Origin of the sequence: Sulfuriroseicoccus oceanibius (assembly GCF_010681825.2) — a bacterium.
Classification (GTDB): Bacteria; Verrucomicrobiota; Verrucomicrobiia; order Verrucomicrobiales; family SLCJ01; genus Sulfuriroseicoccus; species Sulfuriroseicoccus oceanibius.
In genome coordinates this window covers 3,308,654-3,320,297 of record NZ_CP066776.1, presented here as the reverse complement: position 1 = coordinate 3,320,297, position 11,644 = coordinate 3,308,654, and the positions used below count along the sequence as shown (strand labels likewise).

Annotated in this window: 6 protein-coding genes; all 6 read left to right on the top strand. The window is 56.4% G+C overall.

The features are described 5' to 3' along the window. Nucleotides 1–184 precede the first annotated feature (184 nt). The 6 genes from G3M56_RS13440 (at nucleotide 185) to G3M56_RS13415 (ending at nucleotide 11,588) form a co-directional block, all read left to right on the top strand. Nucleotides 185–3,802 (top strand): FAD-binding oxidoreductase, encoded by a 3,618-nt coding sequence (locus G3M56_RS13440; RefSeq protein WP_164364689.1) that lies wholly within the window; start codon nucleotides 185–187, stop codon nucleotides 3,800–3,802. 40 nt (nucleotides 3,803–3,842) lie between these two features. Continuing rightward, nucleotides 3,843–4,595 (top strand): hypothetical protein, encoded by a 753-nt coding sequence (locus tag G3M56_RS13435; RefSeq protein ID WP_235203463.1) that lies wholly within the window; start codon nucleotides 3,843–3,845, stop codon nucleotides 4,593–4,595. A 185-nt stretch (nucleotides 4,596–4,780) separates the two neighbouring features. Then, nucleotides 4,781–8,401 carry a hypothetical protein gene (locus tag G3M56_RS13430; RefSeq protein WP_235203462.1) on the top strand — a complete coding sequence of 1,207 codons (3,621 nt, stop codon included), beginning with the start codon at nucleotides 4,781–4,783 and terminating at the stop codon, nucleotides 8,399–8,401. A gap of 9 nt (nucleotides 8,402–8,410) precedes the next feature. Next, nucleotides 8,411–9,178: a hypothetical protein gene (locus G3M56_RS13425; protein WP_164364683.1), complete on the top strand. Its 768-nt coding sequence runs from the start codon at nucleotides 8,411–8,413 to the stop codon at nucleotides 9,176–9,178. 100 nt (nucleotides 9,179–9,278) lie between these two features. Then, on the top strand, nucleotides 9,279–10,973 hold the full coding sequence (locus G3M56_RS13420; RefSeq protein WP_164364681.1) for a 4-alpha-glucanotransferase: 1,695 nt from the start codon (nucleotides 9,279–9,281) through the stop codon (nucleotides 10,971–10,973). A 36-nt stretch (nucleotides 10,974–11,009) separates the two neighbouring features. After that, nucleotides 11,010–11,588: a D-sedoheptulose-7-phosphate isomerase gene (locus G3M56_RS13415; protein WP_164364680.1), complete on the top strand. Its 579-nt coding sequence runs from the start codon at nucleotides 11,010–11,012 to the stop codon at nucleotides 11,586–11,588. Nucleotides 11,589–11,644: the final 56 nt, after the last annotated feature.

Sequence of the window (11,644 nt, the reverse complement as noted above, 5' to 3'; positions counted from 1 at the left end):
GGTAGATCTGGGAGTAGGGAGGTGCTTAGCGGGGGCAATATGGCGCGTGATCCGACCGCTTCTCGAGCGCCTACAAAAAAGGGCGCAGAAAGGAACCTTTCGTATTTACATTGTAAATACGGGTACTTAGGTTTTCGGGCTGACCCTATTTGGGGTTTGCTGATTTCGATCCCAATTCTTGCTGATGATGAAGCCTACATTGAACTCTCAAAGAAAGCGGGGGCTTGCCCTGGTGACGGTGCTGGCGTTGATGTCGCTGTTGATTGTGTTGCTGCTAGGTCTGTTTAGTCTGGCGACCAGTGACCAGTCAGCGGCGAGTCAGTCGAAGAATCAGTCCGAGGCGCGTGCCAATGCGAAGATGGCGTTGATGATGGCGCTGGGTGAGTTGCAAGAGGCCTCGGGTTGGGATCAGCGAGTGACTGCGACCGCGTCGATCGTGGATGGAGTGGCCGACGAAAAGATGCATTGGGCGGGCGTTTGGTCGACCGAGCAATGGGATCCTACTGACCCGAACGACAATAAGTTTTTTGAGCGTTGGTTGGTTTCTGGTAATCTGGCGCGGGCTTTCGGATTGGAGGCTGTGCGGTCCGGATTTACCGGTGATTCTGAGCTGGTTGAGGTGGTAGGCCGCGGGTCGGTCACCCCAGGTGATGAAGTGAGGGTGGAGAAGGTGGTCTCCAATGTGGATGAATTTGCGTATGGCTTTTGGATTGGTGACCAAGGAACCAAGGCTAGCTTTGGTGTGGCGCGCTCCAGTGAGGTTGCCGACTGGGACGCGTTGGGTGGGGTGATTTCGGTTGATCGGTTTGGACTGGGGGCGCTGGAGGATGTGCATCCAGGGTTGGCCACCTACGGGGAAAATTCGGATGAGATGCTATCCAAGGCGTCGGTGTCGGCCAAGATGGCAGACCTGCTGCACGGAGAGGGACTCTCCAAGGAGACGTTTCACGACATTGCTCCGATGAATTTGTCGCTGCTGACCGATGTGCGCAATGGAGGGGACGCTCGCGATCTATCCACTGCGTTTGAGTTGAGTTTAGACGAGTTTAATCGCCTGGAGGAGTTTCATGGCAGCAACGAGCGCAACGTGACTAACTTTTACAGCCGGCTTTCTGGGGATTACAACGATGCTAAGTTTTACGGGGAGGGGAAGGCTCCGAACCTTGGCTATGTGGCGGAGATTCGTGAGGGCGATAGAGCAAGTGGACTCTTGCGAGGTCCCTCCTGGGATTTGATGCGTAACCACTATCGCTTTTATAAAAAAGAGTGGGATGCTTCGACCTCATGGAAACGTGCCTACAGAGCGCCCGAGGCGGACAGTTTCGCGGCGCGTGGTTCATTGCCTCATACCTACTCGAATGCGTTCGGTAATCCGATCGGGCGTTATGGTTACCGTGGCGGGCCGTCCGCATTTTATGGTAAGGGATTTCGAGGGTATTGGGCGATGACTAAGGACCTGTTGCGTGCCCGAGGCGGGTTCAACGAGGCAGGGCCCGGTGGAATGCGGGTTGAGCAGTCGCCCCAGCTAACGCCGATTGTGACGCGTATCGCGATCGCGATTGGATTAGTCAAGCATGAGTCGCCGAACTGGAAGCTGGCCTTATCGTTTGACCCGTATTTTACAGTGGTGAACCCATACAACGTGCCGATCTCGTTTCAATCGGTTGGAATCTATTCCGCGAAATTCAGTCCACTGGATGCGGAGTTTGAGTACGTTGATCGTTCATCCGGGCGCAAGGTGCGGGTCACCAAAGGGCAGCCATTCAGTCCCAACCTCTATGGACAAGGTGCGTTTGCCGTGCGGTTGGCGCCACCGGCAGGGCAGGATGCGTGGGTGTTGCAGCCAGGCGAAGTGAAGGTTGTTAGCCCCGCGAAGGTCGTAAGTGGAGGTGCGATTAACTGGGAGAACCCGACAGGTGTCCAAGGCCAGTTTTCCTACAGCGAAGGATCCGGTTTGTATTGGAACCACCTCCACCTTTACCCGCGTGAGGGAACTACAGTGAAGGTGCGTCTTCGTGGCAAGAACGGTACCGAGGCGACGATGTTTGTGAATTCTCTTTTTTACGCGAAGGATCACTCGGGTCGCGGGCGTGATTTGATGACGGATTTGCCGCCCAAACAACTCTACGGTGATAACGACATCATGGACGATCCAGCGTTGAGCAAAGTCAACATGGTGAGTTGCCCCGACTTGGGCGGACAGTTTCTATTTGCCGAGCGTGAGGTGAACACGAGTCAGATTCCTACGACTCGCCAGGCTTCGGCAGCCTATGTTGCAGTGTTGGATTTGAAGATGAAAGGTGCGCTGGAGGATACCCCAGCGTTTTGGCTCAATCCTCGGGGCAAGGCCTTTGATACCCGGGAATACGATGGCACCGGCCGGGTTGGTCCAATGTGGACCGCGACATTGGACCGCATCAACGACTTGTCCGAACTGGAGATCGTGGGTAACCCACAAGGCAATGGCTTTTGGGGCGAGGGGTATACGGCTCAGGACGGAAGCGATCGAGTGGTTCTTTATGAGGTTCCCCGGTTGCCGATGACGTCGTTGGCCCAGTTTCAGCATGTCGACACGGGGGTGATGGGATCGGGAGGTTCTCTGCAGATTGGTAACTCGTTCGCACATCCTGGGATTTCTGATACGACTGCGATTCTCGGGCGCAAGAATCGCAGCTCCGGGCGGGGAGTATTTCCTGTGGAGAAGGCGATGCAGAGCCTAGGGGACTTAGCGTGGGCGTCTAATGAGATGCTGTGGGATCGTTATTTCTTTTCCGGTGTGAACTGGGGGGATAGCGAGCTCGCTTTGAATGGAGCCAAGCAGCCGTATGCGACCCATGACGAGGCGGTGACTGCAATGATCGAGAGGGATAGCGATGCGCATCCGTTTTACAACTCACGTATCGTGATGTCTGGGCTTGCGGACGAGGATCTGACGGAAGCGAAGCTCAAACGCTACGATCAGATAGGTCGCTTCCTGGCGATCAAGGGGGGATTTAATGTGAACTCCACCTCCAAGGATGCTTGGCGTGCGGTTTTTTCTTCTTTGCGCGATGCGGAACTCAAGTATGTAGATGGCGGAAATGTGAGAGAGTTGGACGGGGAGAATGTATTCAGTCGATTTTCGCTGCCTACTGCCAAACCCAATGATCCTTGGGCAGGCGGGTATCATAGTTTGAACGACGCGCAGATTGACGCGCTTGCAGAAGCGATGGTCGAGCAGGTGAAGGAGCGGGGGCCGTTTATGGGGATGAGCGACTTTGTAAATCGTCGACTGGATAGCACAAAAGGCTCACTGGGCACTGATGTCGGAGTTCTGGGCGCCCTTCAGGCGGCGATCGAGAAGGCTGGGTTGAACTCCCGGCCGGAAGTCTCGAACCCGGTTACGCATCGCTCGATGAGCCACAGACGTTTCTCCGTGGCGGGGGAGACCCGCGACTTCAGTACCTATGTGGGTGCGCCTGGCTATTTGATGCAGGGTGATATCTTGAGTTCTTTGGGGAGCACCCTGCGGGCACGCTCGGATACCTTTGTGATTCGCGCTTATGGCGAGAAGCGAAACCCTGACGGCTCGGTCAATTCCCAAGCATGGTGTGAGGCAGTTGTTCAGCGCTCTCCGAATTGGATTGAGCCGACGGATGAACAGCCGACCGAAATGGATCCTAGCTATAATAGCAATTCGCCCAAGGGGGATGTGGTTGTGCGCCCGTGGCGAGAGAATTCCGCCTTCCCGGAACTTAATCGTAAGTTTGGTCGTCGTTACAAAGTCATTTCCTTCAGGTGGTTGACTCCGGATGAAGTTTAACCGGGAGATGCGAGATGAGGTTTAGTTAACTAGATTTGAGATGATGAAGAGATTCAGAATGATTCAGTGTGTGATTGTGGCGATGATCGCCGCATCACTGGGAGGCGTTGATGCAGGCGCGCAGTCGGTAGACGCGGCGGTGGGCGGAGAGGTCGTGGCGAAAGGCCCAGGCGTGCGTTTCTCAGTGTGGGGGAATTGGCAAGGGCAAGAGCTCTTCATCCGCAACGGCAGAGGGAAGGGGACGTCGCCTGATGACTTCTTCAAACTAGAGTTGCTCGATATGGGATATTCTCCGGTGTTGCCGTTTTCCCGCAAGGCAGGGTTGGCGCTTTTCACTCAACGGGAGGCCGAGGACGGGACGATCGAGTTTATCAAGATGATGGACATTCGTGTGCCGGGTGATGTGAAACAGCCATTGGTGTTGCTATTTCCTTCAGAGAAAGGCAGCCCAGGGTGCCGGGTGTTCGATCTTGCGCCGGATGCGTTTCCGTATGGGGGTTACCAAATGGTGAACTTGAGCAAGGTTCCTCTGATTGCCAAACTCGACGATAAGCAGCAGTTGTTGCGACCGGGCGGGGCCAAGCGTTTCAAAGGCGCTGTGGAAGATGGGCAGAATGTTTGGTTGCGAGTTGCTGCAAAAGGGGAGGATGGAAATCCCAAGTTGGTCTACTCGTCAATGTTAAAGAACCGTCAGGCAAAACGTATGTTTCTGTTTTTTTATCCTGAGGAGACAGGAAAGATGGGGGTTAAGGCCTTGGTGGATTTCCAGCCTTCACAGGAAGCAACTCTCTGATCCAAGCGGAGTTTCAATCGAGAGGGGGCTTTGGGTAAAGAGAGAGTAAGATTTTGGTTACCCGAGGTGTGTGTTTGTGCGTACCTGCTGCAAGTCTCTTGCCGTTAGGTGTTTGCAGAACTCCCGCCTCTCTGATGATAGCTGATTTCCCCAGGATTAGACGGTCAACGCAGGGCATCGCGTTAGTGACGGTGCTCGCATTGATGTCGTTGCTGATCGTTTTGCTGGTGGGGCTTTTGAGTCTCGCTGCTACTGATCAGGGAACGTCAACGCAGTCCCGGGATCAGGCCGAGGCGCGGGCAAACGCGAAGATGGCTCTGATGATCGCGTTGGGCGATTTGCAGCAGTATGCGGGGCCGGATCAGAGAACGAGCGTAACCGCGGAGCTTTACGACGATACGGAATCTGTCAAAGAAGGCTCTTGGGTTGGAGTGGTGAGAACGGATCGTTTGGATGATGAAGTGATCATTGAGCGGTCGGCGTCCGGCAGTTATTTGGATCGGCGGGCACGGAAGTACGAAGAGTGGACAGCGCCAGCGGTGGTCGAGCGGTGGTTAGTCAGCGGAGTGGAGCCGGATCCTGTGATCGGGATCGCCTCTGGAACGGAGACCGTGGTCTTGAGGAAAGACGGGCTCGCAGTGCCAGTGGTGCAGTTTGACATGTCAGACCGTATTGGGGCGATTGCCTACCATGTGGGCGATGAGAACCAGAAGGCTCACATTGGGATCGATGCCAATGGCTTGGATGAGAAGGTCGGGGACTTTCTGAGATTGCGGGGCGCGGGCGGATATAACGTGACGCAGCAAGCTGTCGATCCAGCACTTGCATTGGATTACCCCTTGTTGCCGGACTACGACAAAGCGCTCGATGAAGTGAACAAGTTCATCACGCTGTCATCCGCATCGCTGCATGCGAGTGCCGATGGATGGGAGGAAATTATCGACCAGCACCCGGACGATTTTACCGTCTATTCTCGCTCGCTCTTTACGGATACTGGGAGGGGCGGGCTTCAGAAAAACTTTCAGGCGTATTTGGAGTCGGGAGGGGCTGTGCCGGCATTGGGTGGTGGCCGGCAGGTAGCGGGAATTTCTGATGATGAGGCGGTGATATCGGGGAGTAGCCGCAATGTGGTGTCGCCGAGGTTTGGGTTGTTCCGGGATTGGTATTCGCTCAAGGACTTGGTCGATGGCGGGCTTGAGTCGGCGGACCGGAAGATTGGCGTGCGTAGTATTGGTGCTCTACAACAGGGCGATGGAACCTTGCTTCATGAGGGGTATGCCAATCTGAACGAGAACGCGAGGCACGCGGTGCAGCCCGTGTTGGTTGAGGCCACGTTCTATTTGCGCCACGTGTTGGATGGGAGGTCGTTCAAAGAGCTTTGCTACCCGCGGGTGACCATATGGAACCCCTACAATGTCGTGGTGGAGCAGGACTCGTATGTCGTTCATTTCGACTACCGAACTGGGAATGAGTATCGCTTCACCCCCGGCCAGTATTTTCAGCCGAACCGAGTGGTGGATGACCGCCAGCGCAGGAACAACATGCAAGGGCATTATGTGTTCGCGACTGAGAGTGTGGCATTGCAGCCCGGGGAGGCCGTGACTTTTATTGCCGGAGAAGGTTTCGCCGCGGCTTATCAGGCACCGACATCGTCGATCAGCGGTAACCGGTTGGTTCGGGCGAGCGATCCCAGTGACTACGCCCAGAATTGCTTTGCGCGTCAGATCGCCCGATTTAGCAATGTAAGCCTGCCCGACAATGTCAGGGCTCGGTACAACATTCATTGGCACGCCGCTTCCAACTTTAATGGAGAGGCGATCAACGGTCATTGGTCGCCGGGACCCACGCGGTCGGTCTATCTATTCCGGGCAGGGGAGGCTGGTAGACTTCGTTACAACCGGAATGGCGGTGTCACGCCCACCGGTGCTCCTATCCAGCGGGTGTTTCTTGATCAGTACTCCCGCGGCAATAACTGCCGCTGGACTGCCACGCGAAGTAATGCGGAGTTGTATCGTCTCACCGATGTGCGAAGTCGTAACCTCCCGCCCGACAATATCTCGGCGTATGGCTATCGTTTGAAGCATTTTGCCGAGAGCGCCTCCAATCTGTATCACGGTGCGGCCAATGAACCGTGGTACGCAGCATTGATCGCGCACCACAACTTGCGAGCGCCCCACATCCACCCGTGGCCAGGCTGCAATCTGTTCGGAATGGCCTTTTTAAACAAACCGGTTCCGGGATGGAGTGGTCATCATTACACCTACGGCCCTCTGGCAACCGCGCGGCAATGGACGGACTGGAACGACTCCGATTATCTACCGGACTCAGATGGGCGGGTTTCGCCGTTTTGTAGAAGCATTGATATTTCGGGAGATCTGCAGTTTCCGCTCTTTGATCTGCCGTCTAACGAGATTCCTCCGCTGTCTTTCGCCGGGTTTCAGCATATGCAAATTGGTGCGCGGGTGTGGCAGCCAAGTTATGCGATTGGCAATAGTATTATCCCTTCCTACTTGGAGTCCACCGATGGCTCGTCCGATGCCTTACGGGATGAATGGCGGAGTTGGGAGAGGATGTTTCCGTCTCTGAACGGGACCTATGCATTGAATGAACACATCGCTCAATTGGGAGCGGCCAAGTCGAACAATCTCTTATTGGACTATAGTTTTGAGCTTAACCATGAGTTGTGGGACCGGTTCTTTTTTCCTTCCGTGGGCACGGACCTCCCGGGGATGAAGTGGTCCGGACCAGGGGAAAGCTGGTTATCCGGTGAATCATTTCCGAATGTGAAGATCCGGGTGGATAAGTCGCAGGCGGGGGGCGCGGAGCGTGCTGTGATCACTGATTATCATTTGGCTGCACGAAACCTGTATCTGGAGGGCGGCTTTAATGTGAACTCAACTAGTCTCTCCAGTTGGATTGCCCTTCTGCGCACTGCCAGGGGGGCTTCGGTGCAAACTGTGAATGATGGCAAGGTCTCGTCGTATGCCGATAAGACGGCGTTCCCCCGGTTTCTCAACCCGCTCAACCGTGGTCGTGCCGACGGGGGCTCCACATCCGCTTACGACGGGGAAACGTGGAATGCATTCCGAGCACTGACGGACGAAGAAATTGTACGCCTTGCCGCGGCGATTGTGGTCGAGGTCAAAGCGCGGGGTCCGTTCATCAGTGTGTCGGACTTTGTAAACCGGAGGCTGATTAGCGAAAGCGATGCGGAGGGCTTGCGAATGCAACCTCGGCTGGACCATCAAATGGGCGTGATTCAGGCTGCAATCCTGCGTGCCGAGTTGAACGAACAACTGGATCTGCCTCCGCCGTCGGGAAGCTTGAAGGATCAGTTGGAGGCCACGACTTACCCGGCAGATCTTGATGATTTCCGTGTGGGGAACCTTCCGGGTTGGGGCGGTGGCGTGTACGGAAGTCAGGTTGTGGAGCAGGAGGTCGAGACGTCGGCTGCGGTGGCTGAGGCGGACGATGGAGAGCGTTCACTGTCGCTTGCTGCGCAGGCGCCCGGCTATCTGACGCAGGCGGATGTGCTGCAGTCGATTGGGCCGTTTCTTCGGGCGCGCTCTGATACGTTCAAGATCTTGGTCTATGGCGATAAGCGGGATGCTTCGGGAGCGGTCGTGGCCAAGGCGTATTGCGAGGCGGTGGTCGCACGCAGTGCGACTCCGCTGGAGCCGGATCCTGATCAGGCGTACCTCAACCCGATCGGACTTGGCACGGAGAGAGACAGAGGTCGCAAGTTCCAGATCTTGTCGTTACGGTGGCTGTCACCTGCGGAAGTTGAGAGTCTCCCCAAGAATTAAGTAGAAGTGATGATGAAGCAGATTTTGGCGGTCACCTGTTTGTTTTTTGTTTTGCTTGGAGCCGGCCGGGCAGCCGACAGCAATGTAACCGGAAAGCAGCGTATTGCTGTTACGTTCTGTGCGGTTGAGCCCAGTGAGCTGGCCGAGTTTGTCGCTCAGGACGGAACGGTGGTTGTAAAAGAGAAATCGGAAGATGAGGTCGCGCCACGGCGAATCAAAGTGAAGATCGGGGAGGGGAAGTTCGAGGAGTTGCCAGTCGGGCGGAATACCGTTCTTCCTTTCAAGATGGTCGCGTTCAAGGGCGAGGTGTTGGAGGTCTATGGCGCGGGGGGAGAATCGGGCGACCCGGTGAAGGTAGGGGAAATCAAGGTCTCCGGAGGCAAGTCCGCCTATCTGGTTTCTCTGGTTCCAACCGGGGACTCGAAGTCCCAATGGAGCTCATTTACGGCTCAGCCATATGAGCTCCCCTCCAAGCGTGGGCACCAGGGAGTGGTTTTGATCAATACGGCAGGAGACATGCGGATCGCGGTGCAGGTGAACGACAAAAAGACTTTGCTGAGACCTTATGGTTCTCTTGTTTTCGGAACGCAGGGCGTTGAGGTGACGGCGGCGGCCGTTGATAGAAACAAGAAGTTGGCTTCGCCGTTCATACGAAAGAGGAGGGTGAAGCCACCGAAGGACAACTACACCTGCCTGTTGTTTTATAAGGCGAACCCAAAGTTTAGTCGCAAGGGAGCGAAGTTCCATATGAGCAATCTCAAGTTGCCCGAGCTCTAGCGATTGGTGGAGGTTGCCGCCGTGAATCGGGTGACCTAACGTAAGGGGTTTCAATATCGTGGCTTGCTTCGGGCTGCGGATCTGTGGATGGTTGCGGCGCATGAGCATAGCGAAATATCACGAGCGTTGTTCCGGAGTGGTGGCTCCGTTGTTTGCCCTTCGTCATGAGAATGACTGGGGGATTGGAGATTCATCAACTTTGATGCAGTTCATTGACTGGGCGGCGAAGGCCGGGGTGAAGATTGTGCAGTTGCTTCCGATCAACGAGGGCGGTGGCGATCACAGCCCGTATAATGCGATCAGCTCGGTGGCTTTGGATCCGGTGTATGCGGACGTCTCGGATGCGGCGCTGGTAGATCTGCCAGAGGATGCTCATGGCGAGCAGCCGATGAGCGGAGGCAATGTGCTCAATGTCGATTACCACCAAGTGCTCAAAGTTAAGGTGCGGCGTCTGCGCTCGGCGTACGATAGCTTTGTGGAGAACGCAGGTGCCCAGCGCAAAGCGGCATTTGATGCGTTCCGCGAGCAGGAATCCGAGTGGCTGGAGGATTACTGCATTTTCCGCTACCTGATGCAGCGCGAGGGCGGCAGCGAATGCTGGGACCGCTGGAGCTCCGAGTACAATACGATCGAGAAGGCGCGTGCGTTTGTGCCCGCACAGGCCGACTCGGCGCACGAGTTGGGCTACTTCGCTTACGTGCAGTGGGTGCTTTGGGATCAGTTCCACGGCGTGCGCGGGCACGCGGAGGGGCGCGGCGTTTATTTGATGGGCGATATTCCGTTTGGAGTCAGCTACTACAGCGCGGATGTGTTTGCCGAGCCGGGGCAGTTCAATTTGGAGTGGTCTGGCGGGGCACCGCCGGAGAAGGTCTTCAAAGATGACGACTTCGTGATCAAGTGGGGCCAGAACTGGGGCATCCCGCTGTACCGATGGGATGTGATGAAGGCGAACGATTACCGCTGGTGGAAGCGTCGCGTCACCAAGACTTGTGAGGTTTTCAATTTGTTCCGAATCGACCACGTGCTTGGGTTTTTCCGGATTTATGCGTTCCCATGGCGTCCGGAGCGCAACCAGGAGTTCCTGCCGTTGAGCCAAGAGGAAGCCATGGCTCGCACTGGCGGCAAGTTGCCGGGGTTTGTCGCGCAAGGGGACGACACCGAAGCCGATCGCGAAGCCAACCGCGCCGCGGGAATGGAGTATTTGCGGATGGTTCAGGAAGTTGCGGCTTCCGCGGGTGCCGGGATTATCGCCGAGGACCTGGGGACGGTGCCGCCCTACGTGCGCCCCGCGTTGCTCGACCTCGGGATCCCGGGAACCAAAGTGCCCCAATGGGAGCACACCGATGGTCGCTTCACCGATGGCAGCCGCTACGAGGAATGCACACTGGCCACCTATGCCACTCACGACCACGAACCGATGGCGACCCTGTGGGAGCGCCTGCGCCGGGATATGCATGACGCGCCAACGCACGACGAACGTCAAGAGGCTGGGGAGCAGCTTTACCACTTCCGTCTCTTTGCCGGAATGGATGTCGAGTCGCCCATTCCAGCCTACGACGACGCGGTCAAAGAGCAGCTTTTGCACGGGCTCTGCCTGTCCCATTCCCGCTACGCGGTGATCATGATCAACGATTTCTTGGGCAGTAGCGAACGCTTCAATGTGCCGGGTGTTGCAGGTGTGCAGAATTGGTCGCAGCGCCTGCCGATGACCGTCAAAGAGTTGATGACCGCGCCACGATGGGTTGACGTGACCCAACGCATGCGCATGATGTTCGAACAAACCGGCCGGGCATAGCGTGTCGCGCCGATGACTTTTTCAGCCACCACTATCATGTCCGCCAGCGAATCCATTGAGTTCAACCAACTGATCACCGACGCCACACGTGCTATCGAGACCGTGCGCGAACTCGAACCGGCGTGCTTGGATGCCGTCGGGCTCATTGAGACCACGCTCAAGTTTGGTGGCAAGGTGATGGCTTGTGGCAACGGCGGAAGTGCCGCCGACGCATCACACTTCACGACAGAGTTGCTGTGCCGCTTTGAAAATGACCGCCGGGCATTGGCTGCGATCGCGCTGACCCAGGACGGTGGGTTCATGACCGCCTGTGGCAATGATTACTCGTTCGAGGATTTGTTCTCGCGTCAGATCGACGGACTCGGCCGCGAGGGGGATGTGCTCGTGGTGATGAGCACCAGCGGTAACTCTCCAAATGTGATCAAAGCGATTCATTCCGCCAAGCATCTCGGGGTGAAGACGATCGCGCTGCTTGGTCGCGATGGCGGCAATGCCAAGGGGCTGGCGGATGTGGAGCTGATCGTGCCTGTGCGCTCGACTGCCCGCATCCAAGAAGGCCACAAGGTGATCATTCACATCCTGTGCCGCCTGCTCGAGAAGCGTTTGTTCGGTTAGGCTCAGGGCGGGACGGAGTGTCTCGGGTGCCTACGACAGGAGTGTCGTAGGTCCAG